We start from the raw sequence: 22769 nt of genomic DNA, 5'->3' as shown, positions 1-22769 counted from the left end.
CTTATTGTTTTTCTCTCATGGCCAAGGATAAACGCTTCTGAATTGGTGTAGGCAATATGTGCATAAAGCGCAGGATAAACCCAAAGAAACGAGGGAAGAAAACGGTCTGCTTGTTGCTTTCTATCCCTTTAAGCATAGCCTCGGCAGCTTCTTCTGCACTAATTTTCATTGGCATTTCGAAGTCGTTTTTGTCAGTCAAAGGTGTTTCAACGAACCCTGGTGATACTGCCTGTACTTTCACGCCTTTATGGTGAAGATCGACTTCTAAGGACTTCGTGAAGTAGTGAAGGGCAGCTTTACTAGGGCCGTAGGCCTGAGTGCGTGTGAAAGGTAATAGACGAGCCATACTGTCGACTATGACCAACTTGTCGCCATCTTTTAGTCGTGGAAGAAGCGCGTTAACACAGTGAACTACGCCAAAGAAGTTAGGCTCGAAAACGCGGCGGAACATGTCTGGCTCGAAATCCTCAAGGTCTACATATTCACAAGTACCAGCATTGAGTACAGCAATATCGAACTTAACACTTGCTAATGCTCGCTTTGTATCTTCTAGGTCTGACACATCAAACTGACAACCGCTAATATTGCTATATTTGCTAAGTTCATCAAGGGCTTCTTTGTTTCTTCCACAAGCAATGACACTATACCCCCTATCGGCACACTTGATTGCTAATGCCTTACCTATTCCAGATGTTGCGCCAGTAATTAAGATACTCTTCATTTTGCCAGCTTCCCTTTTATCTTTTTGATTATAAAACCTAAGATAGGTACGTGTTCGTAAACCATTTCGCCCAAATCATAATAATCTTTGTGGTAGATGATGATGTCACCGTCAACACCAAGTTGTGTTGTACCGTCTAGCGTGATCTTTTTGGCATTGTTTTTTAGTACGAGGGTCATCGTCCAATTTACAACGTGAGTCACCTTGGATTGACTATGGGCAACTTGTTGCGAACAGTAGAGAATGTCTGCTATATCAAACTTGCACGTTTCGGCTTGTGTAAGCAGGTTAGAAAAATAACTTTTAACTTCGTCTATCCCGCTATGCATAGTGATGGGGTCTATAAATTTAATATTACTGGCATAGATGTCTTCCAAGTCATCTGGGGATATCTGACATATATCTGTGTAAATTTTACAAAAGCGCTCGATGACATCCATACAACTTCCTTTACTTTAAAATATTGAGTACAGGCTAATCATTCAATTATGATTTTCTCTAAAACTTGCAAAAATTTTTATAATTATTGACTACAAGTCTCTGATCTCAAATTCGTTAGTATTTTTATACAAAAACTAAATTACATTAATTGCCGAGCTTAAGATCATGTTTCTTCGTTTATCCGTGAAAAATTTTCCCATTCGATCCTATTTGTACTCAGTCGCGTAAATATTTTCGTGTTTTCGGAAGTGTCGAGTATGAGAGTAGAACGTTTTCCCTTATTTCCTCTATCTGCGCACCTTTTGCCTGAAGGCAGAATGGCATTGCGTATTTTTGAACCTAGATATGTGCGTATGGTTAAGCAGGCATGCGCCGAAAATAAAGGCTTTGTGATGTGTATGCTAAACGCGAATGGAGACAAAGGCTCAAACGAACACATCCATAAAATAGGGACATACGCACAGGTTGTCGACTTTGATATGCTCGACGATGGTTTGCTTGGCATAAAGGTTGCTGGTTCTCATTTAGTTGAGGTAAGTAGCATTGAAGTTGAAAAAGATGGTCTTCGCACTGGAAGTTGTAAGGTGTTAGAACCTTGGAAATGCGATTTGGCCCCTCAACAAATAGCGCCTATGGACGAGCGGCTTAAAGAAATATTTGGAAATTACGAAGAACTGGCGTCGTTGTATGAATCACCGAAGTTTAATTGTCCCAACTGGGTATTAAATCGATGGTTAGAGTTATTGCCAGTCGATGGCTCGCAAAAGCAGCATTTTTTAGCGCAAAGAGAATGTACTAGTTTGCTAAATTATCTCTCTGCACTAATCGCTTAATATTGAGAGTTAAATTGACATTACAAATTCGTAATCCAACATTTGCATTTTTCGCAAACGTTTTAAGTCAGAACGTCGTAGAATGATACAACCAAAACGGAAAAGCGGACGAATCTTATGTTAGTTGGAATTCCTTTGGAACAAAGTAACAGCACAATCAAACCTAAAGAATGTGCTACTGAAATGTCTGATTACCTTGTGGCGGTTGCTGACGCCAGATGCAAACGATCCTTTGCTAGAGTATTTAACTATTTCGCACCTCGCTTGCGCTCATATGCTTTGAAACAAATGGGAAATGAGGCGTTAGCGATGGAGCTTGTTCAAGACACCATGTCAAACGTTTGGCAAAAAGCACATCTTTTTAATGCCGAGAAAGGGTCTCCATCGACATGGATTTTTACAATTGCGCGTAACATACGTTTTGACATGTTGCGTAAGCTGCAGAACCGAAAAGAAGACGTATGCTCTGATGACTTGTGGCCAGTGCTTTGTGAGCAAACTGCGGATGCTAATGAAGCGCCGCTTGACGAACAAGTTACTTTAGAGCAAATTGGTCACTTATTTGAATCACTGCCGGTAAAACAAAAAGCGGTAGTTGAAGCTATCTACATTGATGGCAAGTCTCAACAAGAAGTTGCCGACGAACTTTCTATTCCGTTAGGTACGGTAAAGTCCCGTACGCGTTTGGCGCTTCAACGATTAAAGGTCATGTTAAACGATAATGATTAGGTTTCATCCCAGTGCCCAGCAACTTAAATATTTCGTTGAGGGCACGCTGTCACCTGCTATATCTTTAATGGTTTCAGCACATTGTGATATGTGTCCGAAATGCCAACGATTTGTAGAGATAGAGACTGAAAGCTTAGCCGCACAAATGGTGTCATCTGTGAGCGAAAATGCTTTCGCCAGTTCTGATGCTTCGCTCCAGTTTGGCGATATGTTTTCACAAATTACACAACTCCCTCAAACCCCTGACGGCAGTTTTAAGGCTGCTAGTGTTTCTGAATATCGAGAAACTTTGAACAAGCCCCGTGTACCATCCAAATCAGAAAAATTAAGTACTATTGAGTTGGATGGGAGAGCGTTTGCTTTGCCTAGAACCCTTCACCGATATATCGACAAGACTGGAAACTGGTCAAGTTTAGTCGGTAAGCTATGGCAAGCCCCGGTTGATTTAGGTAATCAGGGCGTAGCCAATTTTATATTTATGGGTAGTGGCGGGAGTGTGCCAGAGCATACTCATAGAGGAACCGAATACACCCTAGTTATCGATGGCGAGTTCAGTGACGGGCTCAGCCGTTACGATACCGGCGACTTTATTTTCATGGATGGTGAGAAGACCCATACGCCCAAGGCTGAAGGAAAAGACGGTTGCTTAGTATTTAGCATTGTAGATCAGCCACTACACTTTACTTCAGGCTTAGCGAGACTATTAAATCCATTTAGCCATCTTTTCTTCCGCTAAAGTTTAAAACGATTGCTTATCAGCTACTGTGCTTACAATCGCTAAATAACAAAAAACGCACTTAAGTGCGTTTTTTCGTTTTAACTATTAATGTTCTATAGTCGTTCGCGTTTCAAACTCTCTTCGACTAGCTAATAAACTCGCTGTCCGGATAGTTAAGTCTAAGTGTCTTCATTGCATTATCACGAAGCTCTGTAAGACCAAGCTGTTCGTAGCTTGAAACCATAATTTCTAGGGCTTGCTGTACCTGCGTAGTATTCGGGAAGTGCTCTATAACATAGCGGCCACGGTTGGCAGCAGCAACATACGCCTCCCGTCTCATGTAGAAGCGTGCAATAGCAATTTCATAACGCGCCAAGCGGTCTTTAATATGAACCATACGCTGCTTCGCGTCAGCCGCATACTTGCTGTCTGGATACTGCTGGATAAGCCTGCGAAAGTCTTCAAACGCTGCGCGGGATTTTGATGGGTCTCTATCCGTACGATCGATGTTCATTAACTCTTGGAATAGGTTGCTGTCTGATTCCATGTTAGTTAAGCCACGCATGTAATACGCGTAGTCAACATCAGAGTGATTAGGATTAAGACGGATAAATCTGTCGATAGTGGCAAGTGTTTCTTCGTTCTTACCCGACTTATAGTAGCTGTAAATAAGATCTAGCTGTACTTGGTGAGAAAGTGGACCAAACGGGTAACGGGAATCTAGCGCACTTAACGTTTGAGCAGCAGCGCTAAAGTTACCAACTTCCATGCTTTGCTTTGCTCTGTCATACAGTTGCTGTGCACCCATGTTAGCTAAAACGGCTTTCTCTTCTTTATCTGAAGAACTACATCCTGCGACAGATACCATAGCACCCAATAAAACGGGAGCCAGTAGACGAAATGATTTCATAATAATTCTATTTTCCTGCTAAACAGTTTAATACTTCGCTGTCTAAGCTCATGTGTTAAACAACAACACTTTAATTGCATTCTAACGTACTAACGACGAGAAAAACCATACAAAAACGTAAACAAGGCAGTGTACAGCGTGAATACTTGTTATAATACCCTTTTTTAGACGTAATCAATGGTGTTATGACACAGTCGCCGAACACAATACAACTAGAAGCTTCAACGGAAGCTGCGCATTTTGGTTTACGCTTAGATCAGGTTTTGGCTGATTTGTTCCCTGAATATTCTCGTTCTAAGTTAAAAACTTGGATTCAGGACGGAAATGTTGCGGTAAATGGTGAAGTAATCACTGTCCCTCGACACAAAATGCAAATGGATGAACTCATTACTGTACAAGCCGAAATGGATGTGCAGGTAACAAGTGTTGCGCAAGATATTGCGCTAGATATTGTTTACGAAGATGAGCACATCTTGGTAATAAATAAACCTGCTGATTTAGTCGTGCATCCTGGCGCGGGAAACCCGAGCGGTACAGTGCTTAATGCATTGCTAAATCACTATCCCGAAATTGACAAAGTTCCACGTGCAGGCATTGTCCACCGTCTCGACAAAGACACTACGGGCCTGATGGTAGTGGCAAAAACAATACCTGCGCAAACGCACCTTGTTGATCAGCTACAGCGCCGCGAGATGAGCCGTGAATATGAAGCCATCGCTTTAGGTACTATGGTTGCGGGTGGGATTGTAGATGAGCCTATTGGCAGGCATGCCACAAAGCGCACGCATATGGCAGTTCGCGAAATGGGTAAACCTGCAGTAACGCATTATCGCGTTATTGAAAAGTTCCGTGCTTATACTCACTTGCGTTTGAAGCTTGAAACTGGTCGTACGCACCAAATTCGCGTGCACATGGCGCATATAAAACATCCACTGTTGGGCGATCAGGTTTATGGCGGGCGTCCGCGTTTGCCTAAAGGTGCGTCTGAGGAGTTTATTACAGCGCTTCGAGGGTTCCAGCGTCAGGCATTGCACGCAGCTCAGCTTTCACTATTTCACCCCGAAACTGAAGAGTGGATGACTTGGAAAGCGCCGCTTCCTCAAGATATGCAGGACTTGCTTAAAGCAGTCAAAAAAGACACAACGGACAATCCGCAAGATATGCTCTAACTAGGGAGTAGGTATTATGACATTGTCAGATGCAAATTCACCTATTTCATCTACGCTGGATTTGATTACTCCAGCGTGGTCATGCCCCTCTAATATTGTCGCTTATACAACGACAAGAAAAGGAGGCACGAGCCTAGGTGATTTCGCAGGCTTGAACGTTGGGGCTCACGTGGGGGATGACCTTTTATTAGTTAAAGCCAATAGAAGCCTGATCCCACACAGCGAAAAGATAACGTGGCTAGAGCAAATACACAGCAATCGCGTGGTGTCACTGCCAAGCGTGGATACTACTGCGGATGCAGCGTACTCTTCTTCCAAGTCACACTTTTGTGCAGTAATGACTGCTGACTGTGTGCCCATCCTATTATGTGATGAGAGTGGGCAAGAGGTGGCAGCAGTTCATGCGGGGTGGAAAGGGCTTGAGACTAATATTATTAGAAATGCGGTTGGGCAATTTAACTGCGATGCAAACAAAATCATGGCTTGGATAGGCCCTGCAATTAGCGGCGCTTGCTATGAAGTGGATGCTCAACTGGCGAGTAAATTTCGCCATGTAGCCGGCGCCGTTGCCAATAGTAGTAATGAGGGTAAATACCTTTTAGATTTACCTTTAGTTGCACAGATGCAATTGCAGCAAGCTGGCGTTGGAGATATTACGCAAAGTAACCTGTGTACTTACACTGACGAGGGACGCTTCTATTCGCATCGGAGAGCCACTCATCAAAACAAACGCACAACTGGGCGCATGGTCAGCGTAATAGGTATGCTTTAGATATCTAATCCTATGGGCATTAGTTCTTAGCCCCTTCATTTATTTGCGCTAAATCAAAGTTTCTACAGTATTTGTTATCTTTTTGGCTAACTTTTCAATCTCATACTTGAATCGCAATTGCGCAGCCTACATAACTAGAACATAAGCAATACCAGTCCGCATAGATCATTACCCACTCAGCGAGAGTTAAAATGTTCGTAATCGCGGTGTGTTACCGCAGGTATAGTTGTTCACTTATTAGGTTGAGATTATGAGACTAGATAGATTTACCAGTAAATTTCAGCTCGCAATATCCGATGCTCAATCACTCGCATTGGGGCGAGATCATCAATATATTGAACCTGTCCACTTAATGACTGCCATGCTAAACCAGCAGGGTGGTTCAGTACGCCCGCTACTTGACCAAGCAAACATTAATGTTAATGCGCTTCGTTCTGCTTTGAGTCAGGCTATTGAACGTTTACCTAGAATTGAAGGTATTGGTGGTGATGTTCAATTAAGCAAAGACAGTGGCATTTTACTTAACCTTTGCGACAAGATTGCTCAGCAACGAAAAGACGAATATATAACGTCGGAGATCTTCGTGTTAGCAGCCCTTGAAGATAAAGGGCGATTGGGTGAGATCCTTAAAAGTTTGAATATCACCAAAGACACCATTGAAGGCGCTATCGATGATATGCGTGGCGGACAGAAGGTGACAGACCCTAACGCTGAAGATGTGCGCCAGGCCCTTGAAAAGTACACTACAGACTTAACCGAGCGAGCGGAACAAGGCAAGCTTGACCCAGTGATTGGGCGTGATGACGAAATTCGTCGTACCGTTCAAGTTCTGCAGCGCAGAACCAAAAACAACCCCGTACTTATTGGTGAGCCTGGTGTGGGTAAAACCGCCATCGTTGAGGGATTAGCGCAGCGCATCATTAACGGCGAAGTACCTGAAGGCTTAAAGAACAAGCGCGTTCTTGCCCTAGATATGGGCGCGTTAGTGGCCGGGGCTAAATACCGCGGTGAGTTTGAAGAACGTTTAAAGGCCGTTCTTAACGAATTGGCTAAAGAAGAAGGCCGCGTCATTCTATTCGTTGACGAACTGCACACCATGGTAGGTGCAGGGAAGGGCGATGGCGCCATGGATGCTGGGAATATGCTTAAACCGGCGCTGGCACGCGGTGAACTTCACTGTGTGGGGGCAACCACGCTAGATGAATATCGTCAGTATATTGAAAAAGACGCTGCGCTAGAGCGTCGTTTTCAGAAAGTATTGGTTGAAGAGCCAAGCGTAGAGGACACTATTGCTATTCTTCGAGGCTTAAAAGAGCGTTATGAGCTTCACCACTCGGTAGACATCACGGATCCTGCCATCGTTGCAGCGGCGAGTTTGTCACATCGTTATATTAGTGACCGTCAATTGCCGGATAAAGCCATCGATCTTATTGATGAAGCGGCCTCTAGCATACGTCTGCAAATAGACTCAAAGCCAGAAGATATGGACCGTTTAGAGCGCAGAATTATCCAGCTTAAGTTGGAAGAGCAAGCCCTTGCTAAAGAAACCGATGATGCTAGCCATAAACGCCTTGAAATGATTGAACTAGAGCGCGAGCAGGCTGAAACCAAGTATGCAGAGCTAGAAAAAGTATGGCTAGATGAAAAAGATGCCATGCAGGGTACCCAAACCATCAAAGGGGAGCTTGAACAAGCAAAGCTAGATTTAGAAATTGCCCGTCGCGCATCTGATTTGAATCGTATGTCGGAACTTCAGTACGGCCGTATTCCAGAGCTTGAAGCCAAGCTCGAACAGGCGGCTGAAAATGAAACCCGTGAGACCACGCTTCTTAAAAATAAAGTAACGGATATTGAAATTGCAGATGTGCTCTCGCGATGGACAGGTATTCCTGTAGCGAGAATGCTTGAAGGCGAGCGCGAGAAGCTGTTGCGTATGGAAGATGTCCTTCATAAACGTGTAGTAGGGCAAGAAGAAGCCGTTGAAGCAGTATCAAATGCTATTCGCCGTTCACGTGCGGGGCTTGCCGATCCAAACCGTCCAATTGGCTCATTCCTATTTTTAGGGCCAACTGGCGTGGGTAAAACTGAGCTGTGCAAAGCTTTGGCCGGCTTCATGTTCGACACTGAAGACGCCATGGTGCGTATCGATATGTCTGAGTTTATGGAAAAACACTCGGTAGCACGCTTAGTGGGCGCACCTCCTGGCTATGTTGGCTATGAGGAAGGTGGCTACTTAACCGAAGCGGTGCGTCGCAAGCCTTACTCGGTCATTTTATTGGACGAGGTTGAAAAGGCACATCCTGATGTATTCAACATTTTACTTCAGGTGCTGGATGACGGCAGACTGACTGATGGACAAGGGCGCACCGTAGATTTCAAAAATACGGTTGTGATCATGACATCTAATTTGGGTTCGGACATCATTCAAGATAAGCACAACGAAAGTCAGTATGACGATATGAAAGCATCGGTAATGAGCGTAGTAGGGCAGCACTTCAGGCCCGAGTTCATCAACCGTGTGGATGATATTGTGGTATTCCATCCGTTGGGTAAAGAGCAAATTAAGTCTATTGCTAAAATTCAGCTTGCTTCCTTAAGAGCACGATTGGCGGAAAAAGGTTACAAACTTACTTTGTCTGCCGCAGCTATGGACAAGTTAGCCGATGCAGGTTTCGACCCCGTGTTTGGCGCACGTCCGCTTAAGCGAGCGATACAAGTGCAGGTTGAAAATCCACTCGCACAGCAACTGCTAGCGGGTGAACTAATACCCGAGTCCACTATTCGCATTGATGCTGACGAAAGCGGTCTATTTGTAGTAAGCGGTTAATCAGCAAACCAAATCTTTAATTCAAAGGCACTAGAAACAGTGCCTTTTTTATTGCTTTATTATTGCCTTGGCACTGTGTTTTCCTTTAGTTTACCTGCTAGAGAAATTTCAGCGTGAGTGTTAGGAGTCATACATGGAAACAGCCCCAATTGTTAACGCATTTAAACGCGTACTCGGGGAAAGCAACCTTGCCGTTGGAAAACGTCAAACTGAGCACTACCGAAAAGGGTGGCGCTCGGGTGAAGGTGAGGCATTGGCCGTACTGTTTCCAAATACGCTAATGCAATATTGGGAAGTGCTTAAGGTTTGCGTTGAATACAACTGCATCATCATTATGCAGGCTGCAAAAACCGGTTTGACCGAAGGTTCTACCCCGAACGGTGATGATTATGATAGGCCGGTGGTGGTAATTAACACCTTAGCCATGGATGATATCGTTTTAATAAACGACGGTAACCAAGTGTTGAGTTTTCCTGGGGCAACCTTGTTTAAGCTTGAAAAAATGTTAAAGCCCCTTGGCCGCGCGCCACATTCGGTGATTGGATCGTCGTGTTTGGGGGCGTCTATTGTGGGTGGTGTAGCTAATAATTCTGGCGGCGCATTGGTTAAACGAGGCCCCGCTTATACGGAGTTGTCGTTATTCGCTCAAATAGGTTCTAACGGTGAACTAAAGTTGGTTAATCATTTAGGGATAGACTTGGGTGAAACACCTGAAGAAATTATCGGTAATCTCGCTTCAGGCAACTTTCCAAAATCTCCACCTGAAACCAGTATGAAAGCGTCAGCCAGTGATTACGAGCGTATAGTTCGAGATGTCAGTGCTGATACCCCCAGTCGCTTCAATGCCGACCCTACAAGGCTATATGAAGCCAGCGGTTGCGCGGGTAAAATCGCCGTTTTTGCCGTACGCTTAGACACGTTCGAAGTACCTAAAAAAGAGCAAACGTTTTATATCGGTTCAAACGATGCTGGTGTACTTACCCGTATTCGCAAAGATGTTTTGTCGACGTTTGAAAACGTTCCCGAAGTAGGTGAATACCTGCATAGAGAAATGTTTGATATTGCAGATGTGTATGGCAAAGATACCATATTAAGTATTGAACGTTTGGGTACAGATTCACTACCTAAAATGTTTGCATTTAAAGGGCGAGTGGATGCTGTGCTTAACAAGCTGCCTTTTATGCCTCGCTATTTAAGCGACAGAGTTATGCAGTTTGGGAGTAAGTTTTTCTCTGACCAAATTCCTACAAGTTTGAGAACCTACCGCGACAAATACGAACATCATCTTATTCTTAAGATGAGTGATGGCGGTATTGAAGAGGCAAAAACACTTTTAGCTAAACTGTTTACTGAAGAGAAGCTAGATGGTGACTACCTTACCTGTAATGAAGAGGAAGCATCTAAAGCCTTTTTACTACGTTTCGCCGCTGCGGGAGCTGCGGTGCGCTATCAAATTATGCATGACAAACAAGTCGGAGATATTTTAGCGTTAGATATTGCGTTGCGCCGCAATGACGAGTTTTGGGTAGAGGAGTTGCCTGAGCACATAGCCAAACATGTAGAAAAGCCGCTTTATTACGGCCATTTCTTTTGCCATGTCTTTCATCAAGACTACATACTTAAAAAGGGCAGTGATGCCAAAAAAGTAAAAGCAGACATGTTGGCACTATTAGACAGCCGTGGCGCTAAATATCCTGCCGAGCATAACGTTGGTCATTTGTATACAGCGGAGAGTACTCTACAGCAGTTTTACAGAAAGCTAGACCCTACCAATACTTTTAACCCAGGCATTGGTAAGATGGAAAAGCACAAACGCAACTGTTCGTGCTGTCTTTGAATCTATGCGTAGAGAGCCTTACAGGCTCTCTAATAATGCTCTAGCCTGCGGACGTCTAAAGAAAGGTCGCTCTACATTTACTGCATACTCTAGCTCTTTTTTCGCTTCCTCAATTCTATTGAGTTTTGCAAGCGTGTAGCCAAGGTGATAGCGAATGTTAGGGTCATTCGCGTCCCTTGCGAAAGCGTCTCTAAGCATTTTAAGACTACCCTCATAATCTCCCTGTAGCGCTTTGATGTGCCCAAATGTGTCTAGTATTTTCGAAGAATTAGGCTGCAGTTCGTAAGCTTGTCGCGCATAGTTTTTCGCGGTAATTAGCGATTTTTCAATATGCATGATAGCTAAGCGGTTGAAGGCCTCAGCAGGGTTCAATAAGTTTGGCTCTTCAATAAGCTCTTTATAGAGTACTGTTGATTCGTCGAATTCTTGAATAAAAAATAAATATTGTGCTAATAGATTTTTCGCCAGCAAATTGTTTTCATTTTCGTTCACCAATTTGCGGGCAGTATTTAAAAATACATCAACAAACTGCTCGTTTAATGCGTAGTTGTAGATCGCAATAAATGCCTGTGCAAAGGAAGCGTCGACTTCTAGCGCTTTTTGGAAAGCGTTAATCGCGCTTTCGTTATTACCTTTATTCGCAGCTAATCTTCCCTTCAGAAAGTGGTAGACCGGGTTTTGTTGCTGGTTTGCAGGAATCGTCGCTAACAGCGACAGTGCTTTATCGTTTTTCTGCAAATCTAACAATAAGCTGGTATAGCGCAAAGTAACAAACGTACTTGTATTGGCTATCTCGTGCGCGCGAGCCATAGCATCTAGGGCGCTTTCGTTGTTTCCTAGATTGCGAGCTTGGTCAGCATAAGCGATAAGCTTTCCAGCATCGTCGTTAATAAAGTTTCTTACAATGCTTAGCGTTTTTTCGGCATCTGCACGCTGATTATTTGATAGCTGAAGCGCAGCTTTACGAAGAAGGTAGTCAGCATTGTCGAAATCATCTTTTATAAGCAAATCTAAATGATACAGTGCGTTCTTAATGTCGCCTTGTTGCTGGTATAAAGATGAAATGCGCTCTCTAGCACCGATATTCGAAGGATTGAGCGTTAGTATATCAAGATAAATTTGCTTCGCGTCTTCTACGTTGCCCGCTTTGGTTAAATTAAACGCCTTAAGCATTAATGTTTCGTTATGCTGAGGGGACAAGTCAAGTAGCTCTTCTACAAGTTGGTTAGATTTTTCTACATTTCCTAAACGACTCTCTGTAGCTGCTAAATTGAATTTTGCTGGAAAGAGGGTAGGGTTTTGCGCTAACGCTTTCTCGATGTTGTCTTTAGCTTCCGCCAATTGACCTTGCCTAATCAGAATGCCGGCTTTTAGGTTGTAGACTTCAGCTTCATCAGGAAAAAGCTTACTTAGTAAATTTGCACCCTTCAGCGCGTTATCGAATTGCTGCGCTTGTAAATTCATAAGTGAATAAGTGAATAGAAAACCCGCGTTATCTTTGTAGGTCGGCAGATTCTTTTCAAGAATCGATAGCGCTTCGTCCTGTTTCCCCCTCGCTGCCATCAGTTTAATTTTAAAAAGCTGAAGCTTATTTTCATTCGGGTACTTATATTCGAGGTTTTGCAATAAGCGTTCAGCTTTAAACGCTTTGTTTTGGCGAATAAATAAGTCACCTAGAAGAAGTGCCGAGTCAGGGTCTTCCATCAACGCATCTTGATGGCGTTCAAGCAGAGCAAGCGCTTGTTTATCTTGCTGTGTCGCCATATAGACCTGGCTTAGCATCAATACAGCCTGTAAGTCATCAGGCTCCTGTTGCAAATAGCCATTAAAGTCTTTTGCGGCCGTTTCCATGTTGTTATTAAAGAAGTTTGTTAAACCGCTTATGTAGAGCAACATAGGTTGTGAAGTTATGAGCTCAGGGTCAAGCTGTGCCATAAAATCATTAAGCTCTTTTAGCTTCTCGTTATCAATAGCTTGTTGGTTGTCTCTGCTTTGCAACCAACTATTAAGTAAAATGGCCAAAGGATCATTAGGTGTGTCTTCAATGATCTCATCTACGAATAGCTTTGCTGTATCGTAGTCTTTCGCTTCTAAATACAAATCTACAAGATTACGCAGGGCAATAGGGTCGTCTCGGTTAAACGTCAGGGCTTTTTGTAAATGTGCAGTTGCCGCATCAGTATCTCCTTGTCGATATGCGAGCTGTCCTTTCAAACGCCATGTGATAGCGTTTTCTGGTTCTAACGACATGGCTTTGTTGATAAGAGACGTTGCTTTGGCTAAATCTTCATTTTGAAGGGCAATAGAGGCGAGACCATTAATGGCAGGCACGAAGTCTGGCGTACGGGAAACGATAGTGTTGTAGTCGCTTAAGGCGCATTGCTCGTCTTCCAATCTGATACAAGCTGTTGCACGGATCATCAACCACTCGCGCTCTGCATCACCCGATAGCTTGTTCAAATCACCAAAGTCTACAATCTCTTGATATCTGTTTAGAAAAAGCCATGTGTTGCCAAGAGGTTCAGCTAAAAGGTTGATATCAGCACCCATCTCCAGAGCTTCAACAAACTCCATCTCAGCCGCAGTAAGGTAGCCATTAATAAGTAGTATCTCGCCCATCAAAATTTTGGCTGCGAGGTTCTGTGGGTCTTTCTGTAAGCTATTTTTAAGGTGAATATAGGCTTCGTCGTATTCGTTTTGATTAAACGCAGTAAGTGCTTTTTCATAGTCCTCTGACGTAGTAGCAAAACTGTTGAAAGCGATTAATGAAGAGGCAACTGCAGAGACAATAGTGCGTTTTACAACACGCTTTTTATTATTAAAAAAATCCATATTAACCTTCAATACATAGCCAAGCTGCTGGCTTAAAAATAGCATAAAAAAAGGTGGCCTAAGCCACCTTATAAAGATACGTGTTTTCTAAGCGTTTTTAAACTATTAAACGCGACGTTTACGTCTGTAAAGTACAAGCCCCAAACCCAAACTCATTAGTGCAAGGGCACCTGGCTCGCTTACTTGGGTAGGAGGTGTATCAGGACCATTGTCGATCGAAAATCCAAGTGCTGACAATTTGAAGCCAAAGTCACTGTCTTGAGACGCATTGTTATCGAAAATGGTATTGTATGCACCCACTAACCAGTATTGGGCGGCACTCAAGCCTGTAAATTCAGATTGATAATAGTTGCCCACTTGACTTCCAACAGAATAGTGACGCGTTGCAGCTTCTATAGCGCTAGTAGAAGCAATATCACTCCATGTAAAGTTTCCGCCACTTTCAAATTTTTCAATATCGTCCAGACCTACCACAGTTACTTCTTTAGAAGATCGTCCTCTATAACGGTAGATCGAAGAAAATGAACCAGACGTTAAAGTAACTTTTTCACTGAAGGACAGCAAAACCATGTCGAAGTCTTGTTTTCCTCTATCGCCTGTTCTTTTATTGTCTATTGTATGAGCATCTCCGTAGTCACTAGAAGTTTCATAGTTACTCTGGTTCGTAGAATCTTTATTTATAAGTCCATAACCTACCGCGTTGTTGCTCGAGTTTATCCAGCCATCGAGATTGCCCTGATTTCTAACCAAGTCATCGTTTTCATCAAGGTAACGCGAAGAGGTATATGAATCATACCGACTGTCGTAATAACCTGTATCAGACCAAGCAGTAAGCCCAACATAAACTGTTTTTCCGTCAACCGTAGTAACGGCGGTTCCGTTTGCAGAATCACCGATCAGTGAATATGAAATGCCGTTATTCACCAACGAGTAAGTTCCTTCATCTAAACTGCTGTCACTTCCTAATACGTTTCCAGAAAATACAAGAAAAACTGTCGCTAAACCTAAAAACTTCATATGGATTACTACCGAACCTGAATTTGCTTCATAAAATTACCGAGTACCTAGCGATTTTTGTGCCACATTTTATGTAGTTGATTTTTATTCGTTTTTTTTTAAATGCAATACATATGAGTTAGTCTTAGTAAAAAAAACTGACAGGTTGTACCACCTACCAGTGATCTAAAGTCTAATTGTCTTAAATGGCTTTTTTACGGCGCCATATGGCGAATAGAGAGCAAGCCATTAATAAGCCGATAGTACCAGGCTCAGACACTTCTGTAGTATCCGGTGTTCCTGTCGTTTCGGTAATTGAGAAACCAACATTAGCAAGTTTGAAAGCATCGTTGCCAATGTATCCACCAATATTGCCAAATACTGTGTTGTATGCCCCTACGAGCCAATATTGCGCAGATTCAGTGAATGCAAAATCTGCACGGTGTTCTAGGTAGTCACAGTTCTCGATATCGTAAGATGCCGAAGTAAGCGCATCTGCAACAATATCACTCCATGTATTTACACCAGAGGTCAAAGTAGAGGTGTCATTTAAGGCAGCTACTGAAACTTGACTATCGTTACTACTATATAGCCATGAAAAGCTCGCGCCAGTTAGTGTTACTGCAGAGTCAAATGAAAGCAGTACGAAGTCATAATCACGCTCAACATTGGTCACTCCGCTTTTATAAGCAGCCTTACTACCTTCATAATAATAGTTTAGGTTGTCGATAGCATGGTCAGAACTACCGTTGTAGTAAGCTTCGTCATTATTGGTAACTCCATAAGCCCAAGTATTTGAGATTTTTTGTAGGCTAGCGGCAACCACTGTTTCGCCAGTCACATTATTAGTATCTGAAAATGCAGACAAAGAAATGTTTACGCCATCAATCTCCACAGGAGAGTTATCAGGGTTAACACTATTGTAAACACCATCGTCGACTAGATCATAGGTATACTCACCAAGCGGAGAGTTACACTGCTTACTCTGGGTGTTGCTGCCACCCGATAAGCCGCAGTAGGAGTAATCATGCTTTTTATAATTGGTGGCAAATGCTGAATTGGCGCTCAGCGTCGATACCAGCGCCATCGAAAGTAATAGCAAGGTCTTGGAAGAAAAGGTTTTGTCTAGTAATCGCATAATTACTTTCCTATATAAAAAGCGCATAGCGCTTCAAGTACAAACCTTCCAAGCGTTGTACTATCTATATGCACACACTTTTTGGGGAAGTACTTAATTACAACATGGGGTTGTATGATATATGAACGGTGACCTGTTTAAGGTATGTGGCCGTATACCTAGTTATTACTGATTGGTGAGGTACTTAAGGAAGCAGGTTCTAAATTGTTAACCTTTGTGCGTTGTCCTCATTTGATAAAGTGGACTCATCTAAATGTATTGCATAGCTTTTTGAATGTGATATCGCAGAAATTAATGTGTGGAAGCTGGCTGTATTTTTACTTTGCTATGCGTTCACGCATATCTATGAAATAATTACCACAATTGTATATGTAGAAGTACGAGGACATATGTCTGAACAAAAACGTAAAGGGATATACTTACTTCCCAATTTATTAACAACAGCAGGTTTGTTTTCTGGTTTCTTTGCTGTTGTATCATCAATGAACGGCCGCTTTGAAGCAGCCGCTGTCGCAATTTTTGTGGCAATGATATTTGATGGTTTGGATGGGCGCGTAGCACGAATGACAAATACGCAGAGTGACTTCGGCGCTGAATATGATTCAATGGCCGATATGGTTTCATTTGGTATGGCACCTGCACTTGTTGCTTATAATTGGGGCTTAACCGAACTAGGCAAGTTGGGCTGGTTAGCGGCATTTGTCTATGTTGCCGGTGCTGCATTGCGACTAGCTCGCTTCAATACGCAGGTTGGGATCGCTGATAAGCGCTTCTTCCAAGGTCTTGCTAGTCCAGCAGCAGCGGCCGTTGTATCCGGTCTCGTTTGGGTTGGCGTCGAGTATGATGCAGTAGGGACTGACTACGGATTAATTGTGGCCGCGGTAACTGGTTTAGCTGGCTTACTTATGGTGAGTAACTTTAAGTATAATTCTTTTAAAGAAGTTAACTGGCATGGCAAGGTTCCATTCGTTGGCCTTCTATTAGTGCTTTTAATATTCGTTGTTGTTGCAACAGAGCCAGCGCTTGTACTGTTTTTAGTATTTGCTTTGTATGCACTGGCAGGGCCTATCAATACATTCCGCACGGTAGAGAAAGTGACTTTAGATGACGTGGTAGGCGATCACGAAGAAGACGCGGACTTCAACGTTGATAAAAAGAAAAGCAACGAAAGTGTAGACAATAAGCAGGAATAATTACGTAGTAGTAATTAGATGTCTTCGTTCAATAGTATAAAGGAAATGCCTTTTTGAACTGATAGACGAAGGATATTCAGGCTTAAACGCATACTAAATGCACGAATAGGTTAAAAAGCGACCGAACGGTCGCTTTTTTTTATATTTATTTAAAAAAGGGTGTTGACGATGTGTCAGGAATGCGTAGAATGCGCGCCTCCTCAACAGGGAACAGCAAAACGCTAACAACTGATGAGGATGTCAAAAACCAAGTTTAAAAATAAATAAACAAAAGTTGTTGACAAAAAAAAGATGCGCTGTAAGATACGCATCCGCTTCGGGAGAGGCAGCTAGAAAAACTAGCAACGTTCTTTAAAAATTTAGACAAGACAATCTGTGTGGGCACTCGTTAAGAGTGTCACAACGACGATTCATATTTCGATATATTTAATTGAAGAGTTTGATCATGGCTCAGATTGAACGCTGGCGGCAGGCCTAACACATGCAAGTCGAACGGTAACATTTCTAGCTTGCTAGAAGATGACGAGTGGCGGACGGGTGAGTAATGCTTGGGAACTTGCCTTTGCGAGGGGGATAACAGTTGGAAACGACTGCTAATACCGCATAATGTCTACGGACCAAACGGGGCTTCGGCTCCGGCGCAAAGAGAGGCCCAAGTGAGATTAGCTAGTTGGTAAGGTAAAGGCTTACCAAGGCGACGATCTCTAGCTGTTCTGAGAGGAAGATCAGCCACACTGGGACTGAGACACGGCCCAGACTCCTACGGGAGGCAGCAGTGGGGAATATTGCACAATGGGGGAAACCCTGATGCAGCCATGCCGCGTGTGTGAAGAAGGCCTTCGGGTTGTAAAGCACTTTCAGTTGTGAGGAAAAGTTAGTAGTTAATACCTGCTAGCCGTGACGTTAACAACAGAAGAAGCACCGGCTAACTCCGTGCCAGCAGCCGCGGTAATACGGAGGGTGCGAGCGTTAATCGGAATTACTGGGCGTAAAGCGCACGCAGGCGGTTTGTTAAGCTAGATGTGAAAGCCCCGGGCTCAACCTGGGATGGTCATTTAGAACTGGCAGACTAGAGTCTTGGAGAGGGGAGTGGAATTCCAGGTGTAGCGGTGAAATGCGTAGATATCTGGAGGAACATCAGTGGCGAAGGCGACTCCCTGGCCAAAGACTGACGCTCATGTGCGAAAGTGTGGGTAGCGAACAGGATTAGATACCCTGGTAGTCCACACCGTAAACGCTGTCTACTAGCTGTTTGTGACTTTAAGTCGTGAGTAGCGAAGCTAACGCGCTAAGTAGACCGCCTGGGGAGTACGGCCGCAAGGTTAAAACTCAAATGAATTGACGGGGGCCCGCACAAGCGGTGGAGCATGTGGTTTAATTCGATGCAACGCGAAGAACCTTACCTACACTTGACATGCAGAGAACTTTCTAGAGATAGATTGGTGCCTTCGGGAACTCTGACACAGGTGCTGCATGGCTGTCGTCAGCTCGTGTCGTGAGATGTTGGGTTAAGTCCCGCAACGAGCGCAACCCTTGTCCTTAGTTGCCAGCATTAAGTTGGGCACTCTAAGGAGACTGCCGGTGACAAACCGGAGGAAGGTGGGGACGACGTCAAGTCATCATGGCCCTTACGTGTAGGGCTACACACGTGCTACAATGGCATTTACAGAGGGAAGCGAGACAGTGATGTGGAGCGGACCCCTTAAAGAATGTCGTAGTCCGGATTGGAGTCTGCAACTCGACTCCATGAAGTCGGAATCGCTAGTAATCGCAGGTCAGAATACTGCGGTGAATACGTTCCCGGGCCTTGTACACACCGCCCGTCACACCATGGGAGTGGGATGCAAAAGAAGTAGTTAGTCTAACCTTCGGGAGGACGATTACCACTTTGTGTTTCATGACTGGGGTGAAGTCGTAACAAGGTAACCCTAGGGGAACCTGGGGTTGGATCACCTCCTTACCATTACGTCGAAAGACGCCTTGATGCAGTGCCTACACAGATAGTCTTGTTTAAAATGAAGAACGACACAAGTTTATGGGGCTATAGCTCAGCTGGGAGAGCGCCTGATTTGCATTCAGGAGGTCAGCAGTTCGATCCTGCTTAGCTCCACCATCTACTTGACACTGAGCTTGCATAAGCGAAGTTTACTGAAGGCTTGTAGCTCAGCTGGTTAGAGCGCACCCCTGATAAGGGTGAGGTCGGCAGTTCAAGTCTGCCCAAGCCTACCATTTCCTTACTTTAATAAAGGAAGGTGAAAAGATAGAAACGTGTCACGTTGGACCCGAAATCCTAATGAATATTTACTGTTTCAGTAAGCATTGATTAGGGTTTTTTACTCTAAAGATGAAAGTACTGCTTTTGCAGGAAATATCGAATGTTCTTTAACAATTTGGAAAGCTGATATTAATAGTAATCAATCAAAATTGAGTAACTGAGAAATCGAAAGATGAACTTTTTACTCTACTTGACTGAATTGCTTGTTATCAATTTATTGATAGCAAGGCAATTCTTCCGATTAGCTTGTCATGCATACGACATAACTTAGACAGAAGTCAAAAGGCTGTTTGGGGTTGTATGGTTAAGTGACGAAGCGTATACGGTGGATGCCTTGGCAGTTAGAGGCGATGAAGGACGTGTAAGTCTGCGAAAAGCTGTGGTGAGCCGACAAAATGCATTTGAGCCACAGATGTCCGAATGGGGAAACCCACCTGTTTACAGGTATCGTTACATGAATACATAGTGTAACGAGGCGAACGAGGGGAACTGAAACATCTAAGTACCCTTAGGAAAAGAAATCAATTGAGATTCCCCTAGTAGCGGCGAGCGAACGGGGAACAGCCCTTAAGCTGTATTGAATGTAGTGGAATCCTTTGGGAAGAGGAGCGATACAAGGTGATAGCCCTGTACACGACGCAATCTTTACAGTGAAATCGAGTAGGTCGGGACACGTGTTATCTTGACTGAATATGGGGGGACCATCCTCCAAGGCTAAATACTCCTAACTGACCGATAGTGAACCAGTACCGTGAGGGAAAGGCGAAAAGAACCCCTGTGAGGGGAGTGAAATAGAACCTGAAACCGTATACGTACAAGCAGTGGGAGCCCTTCGGGGTGACTGCGTACCTTTTGTATAATGGGTCAGCGACTTATATTTAGTAGCAAGGTTAAGCGAATAGCGGAGCCGTAGCGAAAGCGAGTGTTAACTGCGCGTTTAGTTGCTAGGTATAGACCCGAAACCCGGTGATCTAGCCATGAGCAGGTTGAAGGTTGAGTAACATCAACTGGAGGACCGAACCCACTAACGTTGAAAAGTTAGGGGATGACTTGTGGCTGGGGGTGAAAGGCCAATCAAACCGGGAGATAGCTGGTTCTCCCCGAAATCTATTTAGGTAGAGCCTCGGACGAATTCCATTGGGGGTAGAGCACTGTTAAGGCTAGGGGGTCATCCCGACTTACCAACCCTTTGCAAACTCCGAATACCAATGAGAACTATCCGGGAGACACACGGCGGGTGCTAACGTCCGTCGTGGAGAGGGAAACAACCCAGACCGCCAGCTAAGGTCCCAAAATATTGCTAAGTGGGAAACGATGTGGGAAGGCATAGACAGCTAGGAGGTTGGCTTAGAAGCAGCCACCCTTTAAAGAAAGCGTAATAGCTCACTAGTCGAGTCGGCCTGCGCGGAAGATGTAACGGGGCTAAGCAATATACCGAAGCTGCGGCAGCATGTTTACATGCTGGGTAGGGGAGCGTTGTGTAAGTGGATGAAGGTGAGTTGTAAAGCTTGCTGGACATATCACAAGTGCGAATGCTGACATGAGTAACGATAATGGGAGTGAAAAACTCCCACGCCGGAAGACCAAGGTTTCCTGTCCCATGCTAATCAGGGCAGGGTAAGTCGGCCCCTAAGGCGAGGCAGAAATGCGTAGTCGATGGGAAACGGGTTAATATTCCCGTACTTATATAATCAGTGATGGAGGGACGGAGAAGGCTAGGCAAGCTTGGCGTTGGTTGTCCAAGTGAAAGTGCGTAGGCTGAAAACTTAGGTAAATCCGGGTTTTCAAGGCCGAGACACGAGACGAGCTCCCAAGGGAGTGAAGTTGTTGATGCCCTGCTTCCAGGAAAAGCTTCTAAACTTATGATTATATGAACCGTACCCCAAACCGACACAGGTGGTCAGGTAGAGAATACTAAGGCGCTTGAGAGAACTCGGGTGAAGGAACTCGGCAAAATTGTACCGTAACTTCGGGAGAAGGTACGCCTCTGTTTGTGAACACTTCGCGTGGTAAGCAAATGGAGGCCGCAGTGACCAGGTGGCTGGGACTGTTTATTAAAAACACAGCACTCTGCAAACTCGTAAGAGGACGTATAGGGTGTGACACCTGCCCGGTGCCGGAAGGTTAATTGATGGGGTTAGTTTTCGGACGAAGCTCTTGATCGAAGCCCCGGTAAACGGCGGCCGTAACTATAACGGTCCTAAGGTAGCGAAATTCCTTGTCGGGTAAGTTCCGACCTGCACGAATGGTGTAACCATGGCCACGCTGTCTCCACCCGAGACTCAGTGAAATTGAAATCGCAGTGAAGATGCTGTGTACCCGCACCTAGACGGAAAGACCCCGTGAACCTTTACTACAGCTTGGCACTGAACATTGAACCTACATGTGTAGGATAGGTGGGAGGCTTTGAAGCACAGTCGCTAGATTGTGTGGAGCCGTCCTTGAAATACCACCCTTGTATGTTTGATGTTCTAACATTGGTCCCTTATCGGGATTGTGGACAGTGTCTGGTGGGTAGTTTGACTGGGGCGGTCTCCTCCCAAATAGTAACGGAGGAGCACGAAGGTTAGCTAATCACGGTCGGACATCGTGAGGTTAGTGCAATGGCATAAGCTAGCTTAACTGCGAGACAGACACGTCGAGCAGGTACGAAAGTAGGTCATAGTGATCCGGTGGTTCTGTATGGAAGGGCCATCGCTCAACGGATAAAAGGTACTCCGGGGATAACAGGCTGATACCGCCCAAGAGTTCATATCGACGGCGGTGTTTGGCACCTCGATGTCGGCTCATCACATCCTGGGGCTGAAGTCGGTCCCAAGGGTATGGCTGTTCGCCATTTAAAGTGGTACGCGAGCTGGGTTTAGAACGTCGTGAGACAGTTCGGTCCCTATCTGGTGTGGGCGTTGGATGATTGATGGGAGCTGCTCCTAGTACGAGAGGACCGGAGTGGACGAACCGCTGGTGTTCGGGTTGTGATGCCAATCGCATTGCCCGGTAGCTATGTTCGGAACGGATAACCGCTGAAAGCATCTAAGCGGGAAGCCGGCCCAAAGATGAGTCATCCCTGAACTTTAAGTTCTGGAAGGGTTGTTATAGACGATGACGTTGATAGGCAGGGTGTGGAAGCGTTGTAAGGCGTTAAGCTAACCTGTACTAATTGCCCGAGAGGCTTAACCATACAACGCCCAAGAAGCTTTAGGCTTTTGAGTGTTGTAGACAAGCTAAAGTAAGTAGAGTGAAAAGTAGTTACTCACTGATTGAATTAATATCAAACTTTCCGATTTGTTAGTTATTAAGCAACGATGATTAAACATACTCCTGAGAGTACTGTTAGTCCTCCTTGCGCAGAAGTCATGACAAAAAAAACGTCATGATTCT

Annotated in this window: 14 protein-coding genes, 2 tRNA genes and 2 rRNA genes; 12 read left to right on the top strand and 6 right to left on the bottom strand. The window is 44.4% G+C overall.

Going from position 1 to position 22769, the window contains the following annotated elements; genetic code table 11:
- Position 1: 1 nt before the first annotated feature.
- Positions 2-721: an SDR family NAD(P)-dependent oxidoreductase gene (locus tag ACXAFM_RS02545; RefSeq protein WP_474833084.1), complete on the bottom strand. Its 720-nt coding sequence runs from the start codon at positions 719-721 to the stop codon at positions 2-4.
- On the bottom strand, positions 718-1161 hold the full coding sequence (locus ACXAFM_RS02540) for a nuclear transport factor 2 family protein (RefSeq protein ID WP_474833081.1): 444 nt from the start codon (positions 1159-1161) through the stop codon (positions 718-720). The genes ACXAFM_RS02545 and ACXAFM_RS02540 overlap by 4 nt, the downstream gene beginning before the upstream one ends.
- Before the next feature lie 258 nt (positions 1162-1419).
- On the opposite strand from ACXAFM_RS02540, the gene ACXAFM_RS02535 reads away from it, so the two are divergent.
- From ACXAFM_RS02535 to ACXAFM_RS02525, 3 genes are all read left to right on the top strand, one after another.
- The gene (locus ACXAFM_RS02535) at positions 1420-1995 is read left to right on the top strand and encodes an LON peptidase substrate-binding domain-containing protein (RefSeq protein ID WP_474826611.1); all 576 of its coding nucleotides are present in this window, start codon (positions 1420-1422) and stop codon (positions 1993-1995) included.
- A 117-nt stretch (positions 1996-2112) separates the two neighbouring features.
- Positions 2113-2724 (top strand): sigma-70 family RNA polymerase sigma factor, encoded by a 612-nt coding sequence (locus tag ACXAFM_RS02530; protein ID WP_179983974.1) that lies wholly within the window; start codon positions 2113-2115, stop codon positions 2722-2724.
- Positions 2717-3460 carry a ChrR family anti-sigma-E factor gene (locus ACXAFM_RS02525; RefSeq protein ID WP_474833078.1) on the top strand — a complete coding sequence of 248 codons (744 nt, stop codon included), beginning with the start codon at positions 2717-2719 and terminating at the stop codon, positions 3458-3460. The genes ACXAFM_RS02530 and ACXAFM_RS02525 overlap by 8 nt, the downstream gene beginning before the upstream one ends.
- Before the next feature lie 127 nt (positions 3461-3587).
- Here ACXAFM_RS02525 and ACXAFM_RS02520 read toward each other — a convergent pair whose 3' ends face one another.
- Positions 3588-4352 (bottom strand): outer membrane protein assembly factor BamD, encoded by a 765-nt coding sequence (locus tag ACXAFM_RS02520; protein ID WP_461851800.1) that lies wholly within the window; start codon positions 4350-4352, stop codon positions 3588-3590.
- 185 nt (positions 4353-4537) lie between these two features.
- On the opposite strand from ACXAFM_RS02520, the gene rluD reads away from it, so the two are divergent.
- The 4 genes from rluD to dld all read left to right on the top strand — a co-directional run bounded on the left by rluD (position 4538) and on the right by dld (position 10957).
- A complete protein-coding gene (rluD, locus tag ACXAFM_RS02515) occupies positions 4538-5521 on the top strand; it encodes a 23S rRNA pseudouridine(1911/1915/1917) synthase RluD (protein ID WP_474826606.1) in 984 nt (327 codons plus the stop codon).
- Between the two features lie 16 nt (positions 5522-5537).
- Positions 5538-6293 carry a peptidoglycan editing factor PgeF gene (pgeF, locus tag ACXAFM_RS02510; protein WP_474833075.1) on the top strand — a complete coding sequence of 252 codons (756 nt, stop codon included), beginning with the start codon at positions 5538-5540 and terminating at the stop codon, positions 6291-6293.
- Positions 6294-6543: 250 nt separating this feature from the next.
- Positions 6544-9120, top strand: a complete 2577-nt coding sequence (clpB, locus tag ACXAFM_RS02505; protein WP_474826602.1) for an ATP-dependent chaperone ClpB — start codon at positions 6544-6546, stop codon at positions 9118-9120.
- A gap of 133 nt (positions 9121-9253) precedes the next feature.
- Positions 9254-10957, top strand: coding sequence for a D-lactate dehydrogenase (dld, locus tag ACXAFM_RS02500; RefSeq protein WP_474833073.1), 1704 nt, complete (start codon positions 9254-9256; stop codon positions 10955-10957).
- Positions 10958-10975: 18 nt separating this feature from the next.
- On the opposite strand, the gene prsT is transcribed toward dld, so the two are convergent.
- From prsT to xdp1 (ACXAFM_RS02485), 3 genes are all read right to left on the bottom strand, one after another.
- Positions 10976-13789, bottom strand: coding sequence for an XrtA/PEP-CTERM system TPR-repeat protein PrsT (prsT, locus tag ACXAFM_RS02495; protein WP_474833071.1), 2814 nt, complete (start codon positions 13787-13789; stop codon positions 10976-10978).
- Between the two features lie 105 nt (positions 13790-13894).
- Positions 13895-14806, bottom strand: coding sequence for an exosortase-dependent surface protein XDP1 (xdp1, locus tag ACXAFM_RS02490; protein WP_474826595.1), 912 nt, complete (start codon positions 14804-14806; stop codon positions 13895-13897).
- A 181-nt stretch (positions 14807-14987) separates the two neighbouring features.
- Entirely contained in the window at positions 14988-15923 is a 936-nt protein-coding gene (gene xdp1 / locus ACXAFM_RS02485; protein ID WP_474826593.1) for an exosortase-dependent surface protein XDP1, read from the bottom strand.
- 389 nt (positions 15924-16312) lie between these two features.
- Here xdp1 (ACXAFM_RS02485) and pssA point away from each other — a divergent pair, with 389 nt between their 5' ends.
- From pssA to ACXAFM_RS02460, 5 genes are all read left to right on the top strand, one after another.
- The gene (gene pssA, locus ACXAFM_RS02480; RefSeq protein ID WP_474826591.1) at positions 16313-17116 is read left to right on the top strand and encodes a CDP-diacylglycerol--serine O-phosphatidyltransferase; all 804 of its coding nucleotides are present in this window, start codon (positions 16313-16315) and stop codon (positions 17114-17116) included.
- Between the two features lie 427 nt (positions 17117-17543).
- Positions 17544-19076 (top strand): 16S ribosomal RNA (locus ACXAFM_RS02475).
- Between the two features lie 77 nt (positions 19077-19153).
- A tRNA-Ala gene (locus ACXAFM_RS02470) sits at positions 19154-19229 on the top strand.
- 39 nt (positions 19230-19268) lie between these two features.
- Positions 19269-19345, top strand: a tRNA-Ile gene (locus tag ACXAFM_RS02465).
- Between the two features lie 348 nt (positions 19346-19693).
- Positions 19694-22569, top strand: a 23S ribosomal RNA gene (locus tag ACXAFM_RS02460).
- The 16S and 23S rRNA genes sit together here with 2 tRNA genes alongside, the layout of an rRNA operon.
- The last annotated feature ends 200 nt before the right edge of the window (positions 22570-22769 follow it).

Source organism: Alteromonas sp. ABD4_190, assembly GCF_056160105.1.
This window is presented reverse-complemented; position numbering and strand designations above follow the sequence as displayed.